General features: G+C 65.4%; 19 protein-coding genes and 2 tRNA genes. 9 read left to right on the top strand and 12 right to left on the bottom strand.

What is annotated here, in order from left to right; genetic code table 11:
- Positions 1 to 13: 13 nt before the first annotated feature.
- From N825_RS03995 to N825_RS04010, 4 genes are read right to left on the bottom strand one after another with little or no spacing between them, the layout of a single operon-like run.
- Positions 14 to 1,243, bottom strand: coding sequence for a cysteine desulfurase-like protein (locus N825_RS03995; protein WP_037447195.1), 1,230 nt, complete (start codon positions 1,241 to 1,243; stop codon positions 14 to 16).
- Positions 1,244 to 1,258: 15 nt separating this feature from the next.
- Positions 1,259 to 1,774, bottom strand: a complete 516-nt coding sequence (locus N825_RS04000; RefSeq protein ID WP_037447198.1) for an ureidoglycolate lyase — start codon at positions 1,772 to 1,774, stop codon at positions 1,259 to 1,261.
- Positions 1,771 to 2,445: an amino acid ABC transporter permease gene (locus N825_RS04005; protein ID WP_037447201.1), complete on the bottom strand. Its 675-nt coding sequence runs from the start codon at positions 2,443 to 2,445 to the stop codon at positions 1,771 to 1,773. Before N825_RS04005 ends, N825_RS04000 begins: the two co-directional genes overlap by 4 nt.
- A 41-nt stretch (positions 2,446 to 2,486) precedes the next feature.
- Positions 2,487 to 3,305, bottom strand: a complete 819-nt coding sequence (locus tag N825_RS04010; RefSeq protein WP_037447204.1) for a transporter substrate-binding domain-containing protein — start codon at positions 3,303 to 3,305, stop codon at positions 2,487 to 2,489.
- Positions 3,306 to 3,502: 197 nt separating this feature from the next.
- On the opposite strand from N825_RS04010, the gene N825_RS04015 reads away from it, so the two are divergent.
- The 3 genes from N825_RS04015 to mfd all read left to right on the top strand — a co-directional run bounded on the left by N825_RS04015 (position 3,503) and on the right by mfd (position 8,101).
- Positions 3,503 to 4,207: a FadR/GntR family transcriptional regulator gene (locus N825_RS04015; RefSeq protein WP_037447207.1), complete on the top strand. Its 705-nt coding sequence runs from the start codon at positions 3,503 to 3,505 to the stop codon at positions 4,205 to 4,207.
- 83 nt (positions 4,208 to 4,290) lie between these two features.
- A complete protein-coding gene (locus N825_RS04020) occupies positions 4,291 to 4,599 on the top strand; it encodes an FAD assembly factor SdhE (protein ID WP_037447211.1) in 309 nt (102 codons plus the stop codon).
- A gap of 25 nt (positions 4,600 to 4,624) precedes the next feature.
- The gene (mfd, locus tag N825_RS04025; RefSeq protein ID WP_037447214.1) at positions 4,625 to 8,101 is read left to right on the top strand and encodes a transcription-repair coupling factor; all 3,477 of its coding nucleotides are present in this window, start codon (positions 4,625 to 4,627) and stop codon (positions 8,099 to 8,101) included.
- Positions 8,102 to 8,108: 7 nt separating this feature from the next.
- Here mfd and N825_RS04030 read toward each other — a convergent pair whose 3' ends face one another.
- A complete protein-coding gene (locus N825_RS04030; RefSeq protein WP_037447817.1) occupies positions 8,109 to 8,771 on the bottom strand; it encodes a DsbA family oxidoreductase in 663 nt (220 codons plus the stop codon).
- 190 nt (positions 8,772 to 8,961) lie between these two features.
- Here N825_RS04030 and N825_RS04035 point away from each other — a divergent pair, with 190 nt between their 5' ends.
- Complete coding sequence (locus tag N825_RS04035; RefSeq protein ID WP_084164354.1) at positions 8,962 to 9,720, top strand: SDR family NAD(P)-dependent oxidoreductase; 759 nt, start codon at positions 8,962 to 8,964, stop codon at positions 9,718 to 9,720.
- A gap of 104 nt (positions 9,721 to 9,824) precedes the next feature.
- The gene (locus N825_RS04040; protein WP_051511516.1) at positions 9,825 to 10,325 is read left to right on the top strand and encodes a hypothetical protein; all 501 of its coding nucleotides are present in this window, start codon (positions 9,825 to 9,827) and stop codon (positions 10,323 to 10,325) included.
- A 29-nt stretch (positions 10,326 to 10,354) separates the two neighbouring features.
- On the opposite strand, the gene N825_RS36195 is transcribed toward N825_RS04040, so the two are convergent.
- Both N825_RS36195 and N825_RS04050 read right to left on the bottom strand, forming a co-directional pair.
- Positions 10,355 to 10,744 carry a hypothetical protein gene (locus N825_RS36195; RefSeq protein WP_051511517.1) on the bottom strand — a complete coding sequence of 130 codons (390 nt, stop codon included), beginning with the start codon at positions 10,742 to 10,744 and terminating at the stop codon, positions 10,355 to 10,357.
- A 14-nt stretch (positions 10,745 to 10,758) separates the two neighbouring features.
- Positions 10,759 to 10,983 carry a hypothetical protein gene (locus N825_RS04050; RefSeq protein ID WP_425423710.1) on the bottom strand — a complete coding sequence of 75 codons (225 nt, stop codon included), beginning with the start codon at positions 10,981 to 10,983 and terminating at the stop codon, positions 10,759 to 10,761.
- Positions 10,984 to 11,088: 105 nt separating this feature from the next.
- On the opposite strand from N825_RS04050, the gene N825_RS04055 reads away from it, so the two are divergent.
- Positions 11,089 to 11,550, top strand: a complete 462-nt coding sequence (locus N825_RS04055; protein WP_037447220.1) for a YaiI/YqxD family protein — start codon at positions 11,089 to 11,091, stop codon at positions 11,548 to 11,550.
- Positions 11,551 to 11,623: 73 nt separating this feature from the next.
- A tRNA-Asn gene (locus N825_RS04060) sits at positions 11,624 to 11,699 on the top strand.
- 95 nt (positions 11,700 to 11,794) lie between these two features.
- On the opposite strand, the gene N825_RS04065 is transcribed toward N825_RS04060, so the two are convergent.
- The 5 genes from N825_RS04065 to N825_RS37705 form a co-directional block, all read right to left on the bottom strand.
- A complete protein-coding gene (locus N825_RS04065) occupies positions 11,795 to 12,703 on the bottom strand; it encodes a helix-turn-helix transcriptional regulator (protein ID WP_037447223.1) in 909 nt (302 codons plus the stop codon).
- Positions 12,704 to 12,733: 30 nt separating this feature from the next.
- Positions 12,734 to 13,579 carry an ABC transporter substrate-binding protein gene (locus tag N825_RS04070; protein ID WP_037447226.1) on the bottom strand — a complete coding sequence of 282 codons (846 nt, stop codon included), beginning with the start codon at positions 13,577 to 13,579 and terminating at the stop codon, positions 12,734 to 12,736.
- Complete coding sequence (locus tag N825_RS04075; RefSeq protein ID WP_037447824.1) at positions 13,573 to 14,298, bottom strand: ATP-binding cassette domain-containing protein; 726 nt, start codon at positions 14,296 to 14,298, stop codon at positions 13,573 to 13,575. Before N825_RS04075 ends, N825_RS04070 begins: the two co-directional genes overlap by 7 nt.
- A 568-nt stretch (positions 14,299 to 14,866) precedes the next feature.
- Entirely contained in the window at positions 14,867 to 16,276 is a 1,410-nt protein-coding gene (gene glnA / locus N825_RS04080; protein ID WP_037447230.1) for a type I glutamate--ammonia ligase, read from the bottom strand.
- Between the two features lie 257 nt (positions 16,277 to 16,533).
- The gene (locus tag N825_RS37705; protein ID WP_084164311.1) at positions 16,534 to 17,112 is read right to left on the bottom strand and encodes a P-II family nitrogen regulator; all 579 of its coding nucleotides are present in this window, start codon (positions 17,110 to 17,112) and stop codon (positions 16,534 to 16,536) included.
- Positions 17,113 to 17,165: 53 nt separating this feature from the next.
- Between N825_RS37705 and N825_RS04090 the strand changes: the two genes are divergently transcribed.
- Together N825_RS04090 and N825_RS04095 are read left to right on the top strand one after the other, a co-directional pair.
- Positions 17,166 to 17,241 (top strand) — tRNA-His (locus N825_RS04090).
- A 148-nt stretch (positions 17,242 to 17,389) separates the two neighbouring features.
- Positions 17,390 to 18,880, top strand: a complete 1,491-nt coding sequence (locus N825_RS04095; RefSeq protein ID WP_037447233.1) for a bifunctional ADP-dependent NAD(P)H-hydrate dehydratase/NAD(P)H-hydrate epimerase — start codon at positions 17,390 to 17,392, stop codon at positions 18,878 to 18,880.
- Positions 18,881 to 18,910 lie beyond the last annotated feature (30 nt).

Raw genomic sequence — 18,910 nt, forward strand, 5'->3', positions numbered from 1 at the left:
GGATTGAGGGGCGTCACAGCGCGCCGTCGAGAGCCTGGACCAGCCGGTCCACCTCGTCCACCGTGTTGTAGTGGACCATGGAAACCCGGATGACACCCTTCCTGGACGTCAGGTCCAGACGCTCGATCAGGCGGCGGGCGTAGAAGTCACCGAACCGGATGCCGATGTTGGAGGCGTCCACCTTGGTCACGATGTCGTCCGATTGCCGGCCGCGCGCCACGAAGCTGATCGTTGGGACCCGCTTGGCGCGGTCGCCGTGGGTGTGGCCGATGATGGCGACATCGTCGCGGCCCCGCAGATAAGCAAGCAGGCGTTCCGCCAGGATCTCCTCCTGCTGGGCGATGGCGTCGAATCCGGCCAGGATCTGGGTGCGCCGGCCAGATTGGGTGCCTGTGCGGGTACCCAGTTCGACCAAGTAGTCGGCGATCGCCGTGCAGCCGACCGACAACTCGTAATTCACGTTGCCCTGCTGGAGCTTGTACGGCACCACGGTGCGTCCGATGAAGAAGTGGTTCAAGCTGGGCAGCGCCAGCAACTGGTCGTACTTGCCGTACAGCACCGCGTGGTGCGGGCCGTATACCTTGTAGAAGCTGAAGACGTAGAAATCGACATCCCACTCCGTCACCTCGGCGGCGCGGTGGGGCGCCAGTGCCACCGCGTCCACCACGACCCGGGCGCCGCGCTCGTGGACAAACCGGGTGATCTCCGCGACGGGGTTGATGGTGCCCAGGATGTTGGAGGCGTGGGTGAAGCAGACCAGCTTGGTGCGCGGCGTCATCAGCGCGTCGAGGTCGGCGAGGTCGAGTTCCAGCGTCTCCGGGTTTGTCGCCCAGACCTTGATGGCGGCTCCCCGCTCCTTCAGTTTGAGCCACGGGCCGATATTGGCCTCATGATCACAGTCAGTGACGATGATCTCGTCGCCGGCGTCGATCTGTTCGGCCAGGGCCGCCGACAGGGTGTACATCAGGGCCGTGGTCGACGGCCCCATCACGACCTCCTCGGGACGCGAGGCGCCGATGAATTCGGCGATGACGGCATGGGCGTCGCGCACCCGCTCGCCCGAGCGCTGGGAAACGGAGTAGCTGGCGCCAAGCTGGACGTTGCTGGTCAGCAGATAGTCGGAGATCCGATCGGCGACGGTCCGCAGCGTCTGCGAACCGCCAGCGTTGTCGAAGAAGACCCAGTCGCCGTTCAAGGCGGGGAACTGGGAACGGACGAAGTCGAGATCGAGGGCGGGCAACATGCCACTAAACTCCTGTCAAGGCGTCGGCCCGACCGTCAGCGGCACGGGCAGGTCGAAGAATTCACAATCGGCCGCGGGCTCCGACGCCTGCGCCATGACCATGGCGAAGTCGGCGGTCTGGTCGAGCGCCACCAGCGGGCAGTGCCAGACGCCGGGCCGATAATTGATCGCCTGGGCGCCCGAGGCGACCAGGGCGACCGCGCGCTCCGAGACCGGAGCGCCGTCCGCGTCCGAAGGCACCGCCACGACGAGGTAGCGGCTGGCGGTCATCGGCACGAACAGTTGGCTGCTCAGCGGGTGACGTTCCAGGACCGGGACGCGGTGGGGCAGGGCCGAGGCGTCGATCCGGTAGATCGCCACCACGGGAGTGGTGCCACAGGCATCGAGACGCAGCCGGCCGACACCATCGAAGCGGTCGGCCCTGCCGTCGTTGACCCGGGCGACGGAACCGGCGCCGGCCGCCACGACCTCGCCGAACGGCGCGAACGCCTCCGCCGTCAGGGGTTGGGGGCCAAGATGGAGGCCGGTCATTTGCGGTGGCCAATGGCGAAGCGCTTCTCCAGCGAGCCGACGATCCGCACCATCGGCAGCAGCAGCAGGAGATAGATCACGGCGGCGCCGATCAGCGGCGTCGGGTTGGCCGCCAGCGCCTGCGCCTGTGTCGCCTGCTTCAGCAGGTCGGGCATCGCGACCACGGACGCCAGCGCGGTGTCCTTCATGACGTTGATGCAGTTGTTGGTGATCGGCGGGATGACCAGCCGGAACGCCTGCGGCAGCACGACATGCCACATCATGCCCCAGAACTTGAGCCCCAGCGCTTGGCTGGCCTCGAACTGGCCTCGCGGCACCGCCTGGATGCCGGAGCGGAAGATCTCCGCCGCGTAGGCGCAGCTGACCAGCGACAGCGCCGAGGTCGCCGCCGCGAAGGGCGACAGCCTGATCCCGACGAAGGGCAAGGCGTAGTAGATCAGCACCAGCAGGACGAGGATGGGGATGGCGCGGAACAGGTCGATATAGCCGACGGCGAGCACCGCCAGCGGCTTTGGCCCATAAAGCCGGAGCAGCGCCAGGAACAGACCGGCGACCAAGCCGATGACGATGCTGGTGACGCCCAGGCTGAGCGTCGTGCCCAACCCGAGCAGCAGGAGGGGGAGCGAGCTTTGCAGCACGCTCCAGTTAAAGAAGGTGTCGACGATATCCATGCGTCAGGAACGGACCAGTGCCGGAGCTTCAGGGCGGAAGGTCAGGACTTGGGCTTCGGCATGTCCATGACGTCGGCGGTGCTGGTGCCGGCCTCCGGCTTGCCGCCGAACCACTTCTCGTGCAGGGCCGCGATCGTGCCATCCTTCTTCATGGCGGTGATTTGGTCATTGACCTGCGGTGCCAGCGGGCTGTTCTTGGCGAACATGATCGAGTAGCGCTCTCCCGTCGGGATGCGCTGGGCCACTTTGAACTGCGGCTTGTCCTTGGTGTAGTAGAGCAGGGCGGGGATGTCGCTGACATAGCCGTCCAGCCGCCCCGAGGCGAGATCGAGCATGGCGGGCTGAAGCCCTTCGAACCGACGGATGTCGCCGAAGCCGTATTTCGCCTGGTTCTGGGTCGCCCACATGTCACCGGTCGAGCCGGTGTCGACGCCGATCGCCTTGCCCTTCAGGTCCTCGACCTTGGCGAGGCCGCTCTTGGCCAACACGGTCAGCGACTGGTCGCTGTCGTAATAGGGTTGGGCGAAGCTGACGGAGTCGAGGCGCTTCTCCGTGATCGTGATGGACGACACCGCCATGTCGATTCGGGCCGACTGGACCGCCGAGAACAGGCCGTTGAACGGGATGTTGACGATCTCGACCGTCTTGCCCATCCGCTTGGCGATCTCGTCAACCACATCGATCTCGAACCCGACATTCTTCCCGGTGGCGTCCTGGAACTCCCAAGGGACGTTGCCGATATTGGCGCCAACCGTCAGGTCGGCGGCCTGGACGGCGCCGGACAGCGTCGCGGCGCCAGCGGCGGTCATCACGGCGATGGCGGCCGACCTGAGGGCCGTCTTCAGAAAAGTCGAGCGCATGTCGTCTCCTCACATCATTCTTGATTGATCAGGAATTTGGACGGTGGCCGTTCCCCGTGGCCGGTGAGCCCGTCGTCATTTCGCCGCAACTGGTCTGACCGGCCAGACCAGTGGATTGGAGCCGGTTTTGGAGGTAGGGTCAAGCGACCAAACGGGTTGTCCGGGGATCGACGGTATCGCTGAGGGGGAACGGGTGCATGAGCAGGATCGGCGGCAGGATGCTGGTGCCCCAGTCGGCTGTTCAGCGGATTCAGGCGATGATCCTGGAAGGTCCCTTGGCGCCTGGCGAACGGCTGCCGGCGCAGAGGGAGCTTTCCGAACAGCTTGGCATCAGCAGGGCGTCGCTCCGCGAGGCGCTGTCCGTGCTGGAGACGCTGGGGCTGGTGCGGGTCGAGGTCGGACGGGGTGTCTTCGTGGTGGGAGCCGGCGGCGAAACCGCGGGCCGGCGGCATGTGCCGAAATGGCGGTTCGCCGATCGCTATTCACCGCTGGAGGTGTACGAGACGCGCTTGATGCTGGAGCCCAGGGCGGCGGCCCTCGCGGCGGTCCAGCCGGCCGAGCCCGCCTTGGCGGAGATTGGCCGGTCTGTCGAACGCATGCGCCGCGCGGTCGAGGCCGGTGACCTGATCGCGGCGGCGGACTGCGACAGCGTCTTCCACCGCGCCATCGTCGAGCGCAGCGGCAACCGCATGTTCGTGGAACTGTTCCGGACGGTCGATGGCGTGATGGACGAGATCCAGCGGCTGCCCTTCATCCACCAGGAGCGTATCGGCGAGACGGTGGACGAGCACGAGGCGATCTTGGCGGCGCTGAACGCCGGTGACGCCGGCGGGTCCGCCAAGGCGATGGCCCGGCACATCATGGCGGCGGCGGGCAGGATCGGCGTCACCTTGGCGCTTTGAAACGCCGCATCTCCGTTATCACGCTGACAGATCGCGCGGTGGGAGCTATATCCGTGGCGCGACGCCATTGAAAGTGACCCATCATGACCAGCCCCGCCGATGCGCCCGAAACCAGCAAGCCCGCCGAGACGGTGGAAGTGCGGCGGAAACGGCTGACCTTCCGCAGCTGGCACCGCGGCACGCGCGAGGCCGACATCCTGCTGGGGCGCTTCGCGGACCGGCACCTGCCGGGTTTCGACGCGGGGCAGCTGGATCGTTACGAGAGCCTCTTGGAACTGAGCGATCCCGATCTTTATAACTGGATGTCCGCCCGTGAGCCGGTCCCGCCGGAGCACGACAACGACGTGATGCGGTTGCTGATCGCGTTCAATTTCAAAACGACCATTTCCTGACCTCCCCTGGTACGACACAAGTCCCTTGATCAAGATCAAACTCGACCCCGGCCAACCTTCCCGCCTGCTGATCGCAGGGGCTCCGGAAGGGCAGGACGCCCGCATCCTCGCCGACATCGCCAAGCGCAGGGGAGCGGCCGGGCTGCTTCACGTGGCTCTGGACGACCAGCGCATGGCCCGTCTGGCGGAAGCCATCGGCTTCTTCGCGCCCGAGGTCGAGATCGTCCAGATCCCGGCCTGGGACTGCCTGCCCTATGACCGCGTGTCGCCAAACGTCGATATCGTCAGCCGCCGGGTCGAGGGACTGACGCGGTTGATCGAGCCCGCCGGCGGCAGGCCCCGGCTGATCCTGACCACGGTCAACGCGCTTCTGCAAAAGGTGCCGCCACGCGCGGTTTTCTCGCACGCCACCTTCCGCGCCGGCGTCGGCGACCGGATCGACTTGGACAGACTGCAGGCCTATCTGGCGCATAACGGCTACACCCGGGCGCAGACCGTCCGCGAGCCCGGCGAGTTCGCGATCCGAGGCGGCATCATCGACCTGTTCCCGCCGGGAACCGAGGAACCGTTGCGGCTGGACCTGTTCGGCGATGAACTGGAAGGCGTACGGGCTTTCGACCCGATGAGCCAGCGGACGACGGAGAAGCGCGACGGCATCGCGCTGAAGCCGATGTCCGAGGTCTTCCTGGACGAGCAGTCGGTCGCCCGCTTCCGGTCGGGCTATCGGGAGCTGTTCGGCGCCGTGCTCGACGAGGATCCGCTGTACGAGGCGATCACCGCCGGCCGTAAGTATGGCGGCATGGAGCATTGGCTGCCGCTGTTCCATTCCGGGATGGAAACGATCCTGGATTACGCGCCGGACGCGGTGGTGACGCTCGATCCCCAGGCTGAAGAATCCCGCGACTCCCGCTTCGCCCAGATCGCCGACTTCTACCACGCGCGGAAGACGCTGCAATCGGTCGAGAAGAAGGCCAACAATCCCGTCTACAAGCCGCTGCCGTCGGCCATGCTCTATCTGGACGAGGACGGTTGGAACGACCTGCTGGCGCGCCGCGCCGTTGGGTTGCTGTCGCCATTCGCCCAGGCCGAGGGTCAGGCCGGCGTCGACGCGGAGGGACGGCGGGGCAGGGACTTCGCCGATGCGCGGGCCAAGCCCGATGTCAATGTCTTCGACGCTTTGAGGTCCCACATCGACGAACTTCAGAAGCACGACCGCCGCTGTGTCGTCGCCGGCTATAGCCAAGGCGCCCGTGACCGTCTGCTGACGGTGCTCAAGGACCATGGGATCGAGCGGATCGAGGTCTGCGAAACCTGGGAGGGTGCCCGCCGCCTGGACCGCCGCACGACCGCGCTGATCGTGTTGGGGATCGAGACTGGTTTCTCGGCGCCCGACGTCGCCGTCATCACGGAACAGGACATCCTGGGCGACCGCTTGGCGCGCCCGACCAAGAAGCGCCGGCGTTCCGCCAACTTCATCGCCGAGCTTTCCAGTCTGAGCGAAGGCGATCTGGTGGTCCACGTCGATCACGGCATCGGTCGTTATGATGGATTGGAGACCCTTCACGTCACAGGTGCCCCGCATGATTGCCTGCGCCTGATCTACGACGGCGGCGACAAACTGTACCTCCCGGTCGAGAACATCGACCTGCTGTCCCGCTATGGCTCGGAGGACAGCGCCCAACTGGACAAGCTGGGTGGTGTCGGCTGGCAGGGCCGCAAGGCGCGGGTCAAGAAGCGCCTGAAGGACATGGCCGAGGCCCTGTTGAAGATCGCGGCGGAACGCGAACTGAGGAAGGGCACGCCCGTTTCGGCCCCGGATGGATTGTATTCGGAGTTCGCGGCGCGCTTCCCCTATCCCGAGACGGAGGACCAGCTTCGCGTCATCGAGGAGGTCATGGAGGATTTGCAGTCCGGCCGCCCGATGGACCGGTTGGTCTGCGGCGATGTCGGTTTCGGCAAGACCGAGGTGGCGTTGCGTGCCGCCTTCCTCGCCGCCTTGTCCGGGATGCAGGTCGCCGTGGTGGTCCCGACCACCCTGCTGGCGCGCCAGCACTCGCGCACCTTCGAGAAGCGGTTCGCCGGCCTGCCGGTCCGCATCGGCCAGCTCTCCCGGCTGGTTCCCGCCAAGGAACAGAAGCTGGTCAAGGACGGTCTCGCCGACGGAACGGTCGACATCGTGATCGGCACCCACGCGCTGCTGTCCAAGACGGTCAAGTTCAAGGACCTCGGCATGGTCATCGTGGACGAGGAGCAGCATTTCGGCGTCAAGCAGAAGGAGCGGCTGAAACAGCTGCGCGCCGATGTCCACGTGCTGACGTTGACCGCGACGCCCATTCCCCGCACGCTCCAGATGGCCTTGGCCGGGGTGCGCGAGTTGAGCCTGATCGCGACGCCGCCGGTTGACCGGCTGGCGGTCCGGACCTTCGTGCTGCCCTACGACGCCGTGGTGATCCGCGAGGCGATCCTCCGCGAGCACTACCGGGGCGGCCAAACCTATTACGTTTGCCCGCGGCTGGAGGATCTTCCCCGCGTGTTGGAGCGGCTCCACGAGTTGGTGCCGGAGGTCAAGGTCGTCGTGGCCCATGGCCAGATGGCGGCGACCCAGCTGGAGGAGGTCATGACCGCCTTCGACGACGGTCAGTTCAACGTGCTGCTGGCGACCAACATCGTCGAGTCTGGGCTGGATGTACCCAACGCCAACACGATGATCATCCACCGCTCGGACTTGTTCGGGCTGGCCCAGCTGTATCAGCTGCGGGGCCGGATTGGCCGCTCCAAGGTGCGGGGCTACGCCTATCTGACCTACGCGCCCCGGACGGTGTTGTCCGCGACCGCGACCCAGCGGCTGCACGTGATCGAGACGCTGGACAGTCTGGGTGCGGGATTCCAGTTGGCCAGCCACGACATGGACATCCGCGGCGCCGGCAATCTGCTGGGCGAAGAGCAGTCGGGCCATATCAAGGAGGTCGGCGTCGAGCTGTACCAGCACATGCTGGAGGAGGCTGTCGCCACGGCCAGGAGCGGTGCCGGCACGCTATCCGACGCGGAGGATACCTGGACGCCGGCGATCAACCTGGGCATGCCCGTGCTGATCCCGGAGACGTACATCGCCGACCTGAACATACGGCTGGGACTGTACCGCAGGATCTCGGAATTGGCCGACCGGGCCGAGACCGACAGCTTCGCGGCGGAACTGATCGACCGCTTCGGACCACTGCCCAATGAGGTCGAGAACCTGCTGAACGTGATGGCGATCAAGCAGCTATGCCGCGCCGCCGGGGTCGAACGGGTCGACGCCGGACCGAAGGGTGCCGTGCTGTCATTCCACAAGAACACCTTCGCCCGGCCGGACCAGTTGGTGATGTTCATCGGCAAGCAGGTCGGCACCATGAAGCTGCGGCCCGACCACAAGCTGGTCTATGTCCGAACTTGGGACGACACCGAGAAGCGGGTCAAGGGCGTGCATGGTTTGATGCGGGAACTCGCCAAGCTGGCGGCTTGACCCACGCTCAAAGCGGAGGCGTCACCCGCTGCGTGAAGGCGTCGACCTCCTCCGCCGCCAAGTCCAGTAGCGGCATGAAGGCGGTCGGCTCCTGCGCCCCGGCCAAGGCGTAGCGACGATTGAAGATGAAGCAGGGCACCGCCTGGATGCCCAACTGCCGCGCCACCGACTCCGTGGCCCTGATGGCGGCGATATCGGCGGTACCGGCCAGATAATCGCGTGCCATGTCCGGGTCCAGCCCAGCCTCCGCCGCCTTGGCGAGCAGCACGTCCTGCTCGCCGATATCGAGCGACTGCACGAAATAGGCGTCGAACAGCAGGTTGGTCATACGATCGGCCAAGCCCGAACGGCTCGCGAGGCGGACAAGCCGATGAGCCGAAAGCGTGTTGGGAGTCCGTCGGATGCCATCGAGCTTGAGGGGAATGCCGTCACGGGCGGCGGTCTCCTCGATCACGCCATAGACTTGCCGCGCCCGCTCGATCCCGCCGAACTTGGTGGCGAGGTAGGCCACGCGGTCGATCCCTCCCGGAGCCATTTCGGGGTTGAGCTCGTAGGGTTGCCAGCGCCGCTCCAGCGGAAGCCTGGGGCGGTCCGACAGCGCGCGTTCGAGCCGGTGCTTGCCGATGTAGCACCAGGGACAGATGAGGTCGGAATATATCTCAACGATCATGATGGCGAGTATAATCTCCAAGCCGTTCGGATTGCGAGGGCGCTTGACCTTCGAACGATGTGGATCGACCATATGGGTGAAGGATCAAGGGAGCCTTCGCCAGTCGACCGAACATGATGCCCTCGGGGTGCCGCGTGGCCCCTATCGGATGGGCATCGAACAACAAAAACGGCAGCCAAGAAGCATGAGCATGACAGACCTTTCCGGCCATACCGCTTTCGTGACCGGCGCGTCCGGCGGGCTGGGACGCCATTTCGCGATCACCCTGGCGCGGGCGGGAGCCAAGGTGGCGCTGGCGGCACGGCGGCCCGACGCCTTGAAGGCGGTGGCCGAGGAGATCGAAGCTTTCGACGGGCGTGCCTTCGCGGTGTCCATGGACGTGACGGACGCCGCTTCCATCGCCGCCGCCGTGGAGGCGGCCGAGACCGAGCTTGGACCGATCACGATCCTGATCAACAATTCCGGCGTGACCGAGACGGTCGCCGCCCTGGAGCAGGACGAACAATCCTGGGACCGGGTGATCGACACCAACCTGAAGGGCGCGTGGCTGGTGGCGACCGAGGTCGCGCGCCACATGGTGCGGCTGGGCCACGGAGGCAGCATCGTGAACATCGCCTCGATCCTGGGCCTGAGGCAGGGTGGCCAGGTGACGGCCTACGCCACGTCGAAGGCGGCGCTGATCCAGATGACCAAGCAACTGGCGCTGGAATTGGCGCGGCATCAGATTCGCGTCAACGCTTTGGCGCCAGGCTACATCGAGACCGATCTCAATCGGGAGTTCTTCGCGACCGATGTCGGCAAGACCCTGATCCGGCGGATTCCGCAACGGCGGCTGGGACAGGCCGGCGACCTGGACGGACCTCTGCTGCTGCTGGCTTCCGACGCCAGCCGCTATATGACAGGGAGCGTCGTGGCGGTGGATGGCGGCCATCTGGTCGGCTCCCTTTAGCGGCTTCCGCGCCGGTGGTGACGATTTGTTAACCGAAGCGCGAAAAACTGGGGGCTGAAGTCTTGCCCGGATTCCCATCCGGGATCCCGATCCGGTGGCACGCCATGTCCGACGCCTATACCAACGCCAAGATTCGGGAAGCCTTGCTGGCTTCGAAGGGGAGCCGCGCGCGTGCCCAGGATATCCTGATGGGGTGGGCGCAGACCGACGACGACCTGCTGCGCGGTCTGGTGTCGCCTTACCTGAAGGGTATAGTGGCCGGTACCGTGGAGCGGGTCACCCGTCCGTCGGAGCAGGTGACCGCCCCGGCACCGGTGCGCCCTAGTCCTCCGGCGCGGCCCAGTCCGCCGGTGGCGCCAAGCTCCGCCCGCGCGCCGAACCGGCAGGGCCCGCAACGTCAGCTGTCACCCGAAGCGTTGGACAAGGCGCTGGCGATGATGGGGCAGGGGGCACCTCCCCGGCAGGCGGCCCCGACGCCCGTCCGCTCGCCGGGCGGCCTGAAGCTCGGGACGACGAACCCGGTGCCGCCAACCAAGGCGGGCGCCAAGCACCAGCAGACGATGCGCGCACTGGCGGCGCTCTACGCCCGGAAGCACGAGAACTGAGGTTCGAGGCCTGAGATTCCGAGCCTGATTTAGTCCTTGGCTTTCGCCGGCTCAGCCGCCGCCTTCTTCGGCCACGCGGGCTGGATGCCGACCAAAGTCTCCTTGTTGCCATACGGCTCTGGACGGGTGTGGCATTCGACCTGGGCCAGTGTGCGATAGCAGTACAGTTCGGGTTCCGCGCGGATGGTGACATCGGGATAGGGGCGGCAATAATGCTTGGTTCGCTCGTAGTTCACGATCCCGCAGTCCTCGTCCATGACATATGACGCGGCGTGATCCGTGATCGTCTTGCCGGTGTTGATCAGCAGGACGGCCGAGGCGCCGGTCGTCGCCGCCCCGACCGGACCTTCCAGCACCGCGCATCCCCCCAGCGTGGCGAGCATCGCCAGCAGTCCCAGAAGTCGGCCGCAATTTCCCATTCCACGGCACCCCATCAGCGCAGCAGGACGCATTGATGCACGCGGCATTGGACGACGATGAAGACGTCCTTGGACTTGCCACCGGTGCAGGAGACCTTGAACACCGTCTCGCCCGAGCCGCCGACGATCTGGCGAAGCGGTTCGATCTTGCCGGGTTTGCAGTTGGACGCGATGGCGACCGAACGCGCTTCGGCTGGTGTCGCCAAGGCCGCCGGGGGCAAGGCGAGGACCGCCATCACGGCGAAAGCCGCCGTGGGATACCAGCCTGTCCGTCTTGTCGTCGCGTAATCCATGACGTGTGATAAAACAAGTCCGGTTAAGTATTCGAAAACGAGGGATGGGACGTGCTCCATATCTATGTCGACGCCGACGCTTGCCCGGTGAAGGACGAGATCTACCGGGTCGCCGAACGGTATCGGCTGAAGGTCACCCTGGTCGCCAACAGCCCCTTCCGCGTGCCCTTCGACGAGAGGATCAAGCTGGTGGTTGTGAGCGGTAGTTTCGACGCCGCCGACGACTGGATCGTCGAGACGGTCGAAACGAACGACATCGTCGTCACAGCCGACATTCCCCTGGCGTCGCGCTGCCTGAAGAAAGGCGCCCGTGTGATCGGCTCGACCGGCAAGCCGTTCACCGACACGACCATCGGTCAGGCGCTGGCGGGGCGTGAGTTGAGCCAGCATCTCCGCGAGTCCGGATTGATCACGGGAGGTCCGGCGCCACTGGGGAAGCAGGACCGATCCAGGTTCCTCCAGCAACTCGACCAGGACATCCAGGCGATCCGAAGAAGCGCCGGAATCCGATGAGATCACCGATGTCTTTTTCCGTCGATTTTCCCTTGCGAACCCAAAATTCGGCTGCTAGAAACCTCCTCGTTGTTCCCGGTTAGCTCAGTTGGTAGAGCAGTGGACTGTTAATCCGCGTGTCGCTGGTTCGAGTCCAGCACCGGGAGCCACCTTCTCCGGAAGGTCTCCAATTCAGCAACGCTTGGCGTCCGCCACGGCGTTGTTTTTGGTTTTGGGCTAACTCTTCCCGCTGCCCGAAGGCCGATCAGGGGCCGTTGTACCAGACCCTGCCGAAGGACGAGACGTCGTAGCCTTGCAGGTCATGCGCCTTCGCGACGGCGTCGGGTGTGCGGGCGAAGGCGAGCAGTGCCTGCGTCTCGGGTTCGAAATAATCCCGGCGCCTCATCACGAGATCGTAACGTTCGCGGTGGAGGGGAATGAACCCCAGCCTTAGCTGGCGTGCCACGGCGCGGACGGCGACACCGGCATCCGCCGCGCCGTCCAGGATCGCCAGTCCAACCTCAAGCTCATTATTGACCGGCGGCCCTGCCACGGCGATATCGCCCCACGCGATGCCGGCCTGGTCCAGCAGGTGGTCGAGCAGCACGCGGGCGCCGGATTGCGGCGGACGGACCGCGACCCGGGCTTTGGTCGTCACGAGATCACCGATGCCCGCTAGACCGAGCGGATTGCCGGCGGCGGTGATCAGTCCCTGGTCCCGCCAGGCCCATTCGATCGCGACCACATCGAGGTCACCCAGCACCCGCTGGATCGCCGCGACATTGTAACCACCTCCCTGATCGGAAGAGCCGTTCGGAGTGATGACGTGGATGCCGCAGGCGGCCGCCTGCCCGGACGCCAGCCGCTCCAGGCCATCCAGGCTGCCGCCCGTCAGAAGCGCCAATCCGCAGCCCGACGCGGTGACGCACCAATCCAGCAGGGGATCATGGCTGCCGGCGATGACCCGCGGCGCCAAGGAGGCCGCGACAGGTCGCTCGGCGGTGATGGCCGGTTCGTCCAGCTTCAGCCAATGGTCGATCTGGACCTTGGGGAACAGCCACTTGCCGCCGACGCGCGTGCAGGGGATCGCCTCCTGGCGCACGAGATCATAGATCTTGCGCTCCTTGATCCGAAGATAGGCGGCGACCTCCTGGGTGTTCATCAGCTCGGACATGCGTGATCCCGTCAGTTTTCACGGTCGCTCTCAGGAGCCGGACTTCGCCGCGTTTGGGAAGAACAACTGCTCGCCGCTGATCCTATAGCCGGCGATGGCGTCCTGTCCTTCCGGAGAGATCAGCCAATTGACGAATTTCGCGCCGTCCTCGACCTTGACGTGGGGGTGCTTCTCGGGATTGACCAGCATGACTCCATACTGGTTGAACAGGCGCTTATCGCCTTCGACCAGCACGACGAGATTTCCTCGATTGCGGAAGTTCAGCCAAGTGCCGCGATCGGCCAGCGTATAGGCGTCCATCGCGGCGCTGGTGTTGAGCGTCGGGCCCATGCCTGATCCGGTCGAGCGGTACCACGGAGCGGAGCCCGGCGCCACGTCGACATCAGCCGTTTGCCATAGCCGCTGCTCGGCCTTGTGCGTGCCGCTATCGTCGCCCCGCGACGCGAAGGGAGCCTTGGCGTCGGCGATCTTCCGCATGGCGGCGGTCACGTCCTTCATGCCCTTGACGCTGGCTGGATCGGACTGAGGGCCGACGATGACGAAGTCGTTGTACATCACATCGCTACGCTTCTTGGAGAAGTCGTCGGCGACGAACTTCTCCTCCGACTTGGTGTCGTGGACGAACAGAACGTCGGCGTCGCCACGCCGGCCGGTTTCCAGGGCCTGCCCCGTTCCCTGGGCGACCACGCGCACCTGGATGCCGGTCTTGTCCTTGAAGATGGGCAACAGGTAGTCGAACAGACCGGATTGCTCGGTCGATGTGGTCGACGCGACCGTGATGAAGCGGTCCTGCGCCACGGCGGGCAGGCCGGCGGTGGCGCACAAGCCAGCGGCCACCAGGGCACCGAGCATGCGCCGGGTCAGGTTGGTCAACATAGAAGGTCTCCTCTGAGGAATGCCGCGGCTTCTTGGGTCCGCGGTCGTTCGAAGAAAATTGGAGCGGGCGTCTGCTCGATCAGGGCGCCTCGGTTGAGGAAGACGATCTCCCCGGCGAGTCGCCGGGCTTGGCCGAGGTCATGGGTGGTCATGACGATCTTGATGCCGTCGCGGACGAACTCGCCGATCATGGTCTCGACCGCGCGTGTCGCCGTCGGGTCGAGATTGGCGGTCGGCTCATCCAGGAACAGCACCTCGGGCTTGAGTGACCAGGCGCGCGCCAGGGCCAGCCGCTGTTGCTCCCCCCCGGACAGGACGCGGGCGGGCCGTTCGGCTATCGCCTCCAGGCCGAAGCGGCCGAGTGCCGTTCGCGCCGCCGCCCGCCGCTGGCGATATCCCACGCCGGCCAAGGCGAGGGCATGGATGAGATTGCCGACAGCCGAGCGCCGCAACATGACCGGGCGCTGGAACACCATGGCGTCCCTGCGCCGGTGGCCGCCAGCGCCTGGTCCCAGCCATTCCACCGTTCCACCGGTCGGATGGATCAAGCCATGGCAAAGTCTCAACGTCAGGCTCTTGCCGGCGCCGTTGGGTCCGAGGATGACGGTGGGGGCGTGGCCTTGCAGCGTGAGATCCAACGCGCCGATCAGCGTGGAGCCGCCGACGGTATATCGCACTCCCTTCAGACGGAGCGGCAGGCTTGTCGGGTCATCACGCATGTCGATCCTTGGAAGCCGCTCGTCGTCTGCCTGCGAAAACATGCATAAACCTGCAACGTTTCCTAAGAAAGGTCAAATGTGTTGGTTGGCGGCGTAACTCGACATCAAGGCGTGACTCTCGGTGGGACGATTATCAATCGAGCGCCTCGGTGGCGTTCGACTGCGTCAATGTCATGGCTCAGCCATCGCGGTGACCACATCGCGGAACACTGGGGCTCGTCATTGTGGGTTTGTCGTCGTAAGCTTCCCGACCGCTGGAGCATAGCTGCTCAAATATGAGGCAGATCCGCACGGCACGCCGGTCGCGATCGCGTCGCCTCCGCTCCAGTGGGGAAGGCGGGCAGGGCTGCTGGGTTCGAGGTGCGGGCAAAGCCGGCGGTGGTTTTGCCCCAGTTAGGGCGCTTCGGCCAAACCCGTGGGGTCGGCCTTCGCGCGCCGCGCGGTGACGGGCGAGGGAGTTGATACTTTCACGCCGTGCGCGTCCGTCGAGGCCGGAAAATGGAAACGGGGCGGCGGATGAACCGTCGCCCCGTCTCGTGGTCGGAACGAATGCTTCGAACCGGGCCGATTAGACCGAGTAGTACATCTTGTACTCGATCGGGTGCGGCGAGGTCTCGAAGGCCATCTGCTCCTCGCGCTTCAGCTCGATATAGGCCTCGATCATGTTCGGAGCGAAGACGTCGCCCTTGGTCAGGTAATCGTTATCGGCTTCCAGGCTGTCGAGCGCCTGACGGAGCGAACCGCACACGGTCGGAACCGCGGCCAATTCGTCCGGCGGCAGGTCGTACAGGTTCTTGTCCATCGCCTCGCCGGGATGGATCTTGTTCTGGATGCCGTCCAGGCCGGCCATCAGCATGGCGGCGAAGGCCAGGTAGGGGTTCGCCGACGGATCGGGGAACCGGACCTCGACGCGCTTGCCCTTGGGGCTCGCGACGTAGGGGATGCGGCAGGACGCCGACCGGTTGCGGGCCGAGTAGGCCAGCAGCACGGGAGCCTCGTAGCCGGGGACCAAACGCTTGTAGCTGTTGGTCGACGGGTTGGTGAAGGCGTTCAGGGAGCGGGCGTGCTTGATGATGCCGCCGATGTAGTACAGCGCCATGTCGGACAGGTCGGCGTAGCCCGAGCCCGCGAACACCGGCTGGCCGTCCTTCCAGATCGACTGGTGGCAATGCATGCCCGAGCCGTTGTCGCCGAACACCGGCTTCGGCATGAACGTGGCGGTCTTGCCATAGGCGGCCGCGACGTTGTGCACGACGTACTTGAACTGCTGCATGTTGTCGGCGGTCTTGACGAGCGTCGCGAACTTGATGCCCAGCTCGTGCTGCGAAGCGGCCACCTCGTGGTGGTGCTTCTCGATCTCGACACCCATCTCGCCCAGGACGGTCAGCATCTCGGCCCGCAGGTCCTGCGCGGAGTCGATCGGGGGAACCGGGAAGTAGCCGCCCTTGACGGTCGGGCGGTGGCCCAGGTTGCCGTCGGCGAGCTTCTTGCCCGAATTATACGGACCTTCCTCGCTGTCGATCTTGTAGTAGCATTGGTTCATCGAGACTTCGTAACGCACGTCGTCGAACACGAAGAACTCGGCTTCGGGACCGAAATAGGCGGTATCACCAATGCCGGCAGCTTCCATGTACGACTGCGCGGCCTTCGCGATCGAGCGCGGGTCACGGTTGTAGGGCTGCCCGCTGGAGGGATCGTGGACGTCGCAGAAGATGTTCAGCATCGGCTGCGCGGCGAACGGATCCATGACGGCGGTCGAGGCATCCGGCATCAGCGTCATGTCGGATTCGTTGATCGCCTTCCAGCCAGCGATGGACGAGCCGTCGAACATGATGCCATCGGTGAAGGACTCTTCCTCGATGGTGCAGATGTGCTGCGCGGTGTGATGCATCTTGCCGCGAGGGTCGGTGAAGCGAAGGTCGACGTACTTGACGTCGTGTTCCTTGATCAGGTCGAAGACCTTGCTGATGTCAGACATGCCTCGGCATCCGTTTCTATGGTTGACGCTGGCTCGTCCCCGCCTTCTTGGAGCGGGGAAAAGTCCGGTTTGGTGGCGCGCGCGGGCGTTCTTATGGCATGACCATGCCCGGCGCACAATCCACGGCGTTGTTGGTTGATTATGGAAGTATGGCGGCGCTGCGACCGAATACGGGAAAGGGCGGTCCGAACACCTTCGACCGCCCGATCTGCATCGGACGGTCTTGATGTTGCCGCGGGCCCGGGTCGCCGTCAAACCTAGACGGCGTCGCTTCCCTTCTCGCCGGTCCGGATGCGAACGACTTCCTCGACCGGGGTGACGAAGATCTTTCCATCGCCAATACGGCCTGTGTGGGCGGCCGTCTGAATGGCTTCGATCGCGCGGTCGACGAGACTGTCGTCCATCACCACCTCGATCTTCACCTTCGGCAGGAAGTCCACGACGTATTCCGCGCCACGGTACAATTCGGTATGGCCTTTCTGCCGACCGAAGCCTTTCGCCTCGGTGACGGTAATGCCCTTGATGCCGACTTCGTGAAGGGCTTCCTTCACCTCGTCGAGCTTGAACGGCTTAATGATGGCTTCGATTTTTTTCATGATACTGATCAACGACTCCCCGTGGATGGCGGCGCGCCACCGAGCGGTGCTCATCATCCCGTAAAGCACGAGGCATGCCAACGCCCCATTGCCCCATGAGCGCGCGCCCGCGGCTTTTCCCAAGAATTCCAATGCCATCGCCGCTGGCATCGAAGTGGCTGTTTGGTCGCCATGATGTTCAAAATATAGGCGACGGGCCATTTCGGTCAAAAGCCTATCCGGGTCATGGCCTTTGATCATTTCGTCCCTTGACGGCGCTCTGGTGATTTGGCATAGACACGGCCCCAACGGTGGCGGCGGTAGCTCAGTTGGTAGAGCCCTCGGTTGTGGTCCGAGTGGTCGTGGGTTCGAATCCCATCCGTCGCCCCACCCTCTTCACATCCCCTTTGATTTCGGTATTCGGATAGCCCGAGCGTCGGCAGCCCTTTGGGCCGTCCGCTGTTATGGTATGCGTCTGGAATGCCGCGCGTCCGCTGTGCCGTGTGGAACGCTACCGAATTCGACGCGGGGATTTTCGATGCCAGCAAGCAACGCCATCCTGACGGTCACCGAGATGTACCGCGCCGACGCCCTGACCATCGCGGGCGGAACGCCGGGCGACGCCTTGATGGAGGCGGCCGGCGCCGCGGTCGTCCAGGCCATCGTGAAGCGCTGGCGACCCCGCGAGGTCGCGATCCTGTGCGGACCCGGCAACAATGGTGGCGATGGTTTCGTGATCGCCCGGCTGCTCGAGGGCCTGGGATGGCCGGTGCGTGTCGGCTTGGCCGGTGAGCGGGCCGCCTTGAAAGGCGATGCCGCCATAATGGCGCATCGTTGGACAGAGCAGGGAGATGGAAAGGTCCAGCCGCTGTCGGCGAGCGTGTTGGACGGTGCCGGGCTGGTTGTCGACGCCCTGTTCGGGGCCGGTTTGTCGCGGCCGCTCGACGGCGCCTACCGGATGATCATCGAGGATCTGGCGACTCGCGTTGTTCCCATCGTGGCCGTCGACGTTCCAAGCGGTGTCAGCGGCGACACCGGGACCGTTCTCGGCGCCGCCGTCCACGCGACCTTGACCGTCACTTTCTTCCGGAAAAAGCCAGCTCATCTCCTGCTGCCGGGACGTGTCCTGTGCGGCGAGGTGGTGGTGGCGGACATCGGCATCGCCGACGACGTCCTGGACGCGATCACCCCCACGATCTACGAGAACGGTCCGGCTCTCTGGCGCGGCGACTACCCCTGGCCGCGACTCGATGGCCACAAGTTCGACCGGGGGCACGCGGTCGTTTTCGGCGGAGCGAGGATGACGGGCGCCGCCCGCTTGGCGGCCCGCGCGGCGCGGCGCGTCGGGGCGGGGCTCGTCAGCATCGCCTGTGATCCCGGCGCCTTCCCGATCTACGCGGCGGGCGATCCCGGCACCATCGTCTCGCCGCTGGACACGCCGGACGGTTTTAAGGAACTCATGGCTGATGAGCACCGCAACGCCGTGCTGGTCGGGCCCGGGGCCGGGACGGGAGACGACACACGACGCCATATCCTGGCGGCGCTCGGCGCTGGCAAAGCCACGGTGGTCGATGCCGACGGCTTGACCGCCTTCGCCGACCGTTCCGGCGACCTGTACGGCGTGCTGACCCAACGGTGCCTGCTGACGCCGCACGCGGGCGAATTCAAGCGGCTGTTCGGGATCGTCGGTGACAAACTGACGCAAGCGCGGTCGGCCGCGGCGCGCGCCGGGGCGGTGGTTCTCGTGAAGGGCGCGGATACCGTGGTGGCGGCTCCCGACGGCCAGGCGGTGATCAACGCGAACGCCCCGCCCGACTTGGCGACGGCGGGTGCTGGCGACGTGCTGGCGGGCTTGGCGGTCGGGCTGATGGCCCAAGGGATGCCAGCCTTCGAGGCGGCCTGCGCGGCCGTTTGGCTGCATGGCGAGTCGGCGGCGATCGCCGGTCCCGGACTGATCGCGGAGGACTTGGCCGAAGCCTTGCCCACCGTCCTCCGCCACCTGCGGGACGCGTCGCCGGTCCCTCCGTGAAGCTTGGGTTACGGAACGATTCGCCGGCCG

The sequence above is a fragment of the Skermanella stibiiresistens SB22 genome, assembly GCF_000576635.1.
GTDB classification, from domain to species: Bacteria; Pseudomonadota; Alphaproteobacteria; order Azospirillales; family Azospirillaceae; genus Skermanella; species Skermanella stibiiresistens.

What these genes read in the sequence shown, in the direction of transcription:
- N825_RS03995 (WP_037447195.1), bottom strand. Translation starts at nt 1,243, where the DNA reads ATGTTGCCCGCCCTCGATCTCGACTTCGTCCGTTCCCAGTTCCCCGCC.
- N825_RS04000 (WP_037447198.1), bottom strand. Translation starts at nt 1,774, where the DNA reads ATGACCGGCCTCCATCTTGGCCCCCAACCCCTGACGGCGGAGGCGTTC.
- N825_RS04005 (WP_037447201.1), bottom strand. Translation starts at nt 2,445, where the DNA reads ATGGATATCGTCGACACCTTCTTTAACTGGAGCGTGCTGCAAAGCTCG.
- N825_RS04010 (WP_037447204.1), bottom strand. Translation starts at nt 3,305, where the DNA reads ATGCGCTCGACTTTTCTGAAGACGGCCCTCAGGTCGGCCGCCATCGCC.
- N825_RS04015 (WP_037447207.1), top strand. Translation starts at nt 3,503, where the DNA reads ATGAGCAGGATCGGCGGCAGGATGCTGGTGCCCCAGTCGGCTGTTCAG.
- N825_RS04020 (WP_037447211.1), top strand. Translation starts at nt 4,291, where the DNA reads ATGACCAGCCCCGCCGATGCGCCCGAAACCAGCAAGCCCGCCGAGACG.
- N825_RS04030 (WP_037447817.1), bottom strand. Translation starts at nt 8,771, where the DNA reads ATGATCGTTGAGATATATTCCGACCTCATCTGTCCCTGGTGCTACATC.
- N825_RS04035 (WP_084164354.1), top strand. Translation starts at nt 8,962, where the DNA reads ATGACAGACCTTTCCGGCCATACCGCTTTCGTGACCGGCGCGTCCGGC.
- N825_RS04040 (WP_051511516.1), top strand. Translation starts at nt 9,825, where the DNA reads ATGTCCGACGCCTATACCAACGCCAAGATTCGGGAAGCCTTGCTGGCT.
- N825_RS36195 (WP_051511517.1), bottom strand. Translation starts at nt 10,744, where the DNA reads ATGGGAAATTGCGGCCGACTTCTGGGACTGCTGGCGATGCTCGCCACG.
- N825_RS04065 (WP_037447223.1), bottom strand. Translation starts at nt 12,703, where the DNA reads ATGTCCGAGCTGATGAACACCCAGGAGGTCGCCGCCTATCTTCGGATC.
- N825_RS04070 (WP_037447226.1), bottom strand. Translation starts at nt 13,579, where the DNA reads ATGTTGACCAACCTGACCCGGCGCATGCTCGGTGCCCTGGTGGCCGCT.
- N825_RS04075 (WP_037447824.1), bottom strand. Translation starts at nt 14,298, where the DNA reads ATGCGTGATGACCCGACAAGCCTGCCGCTCCGTCTGAAGGGAGTGCGA.
- glnA (WP_037447230.1), bottom strand. Translation starts at nt 16,276, where the DNA reads ATGTCTGACATCAGCAAGGTCTTCGACCTGATCAAGGAACACGACGTC.
- N825_RS37705 (WP_084164311.1), bottom strand. Translation starts at nt 17,112, where the DNA reads ATGATCAAAGGCCATGACCCGGATAGGCTTTTGACCGAAATGGCCCGT.
- N825_RS04095 (WP_037447233.1), top strand. Translation starts at nt 17,390, where the DNA reads ATGCCAGCAAGCAACGCCATCCTGACGGTCACCGAGATGTACCGCGCC.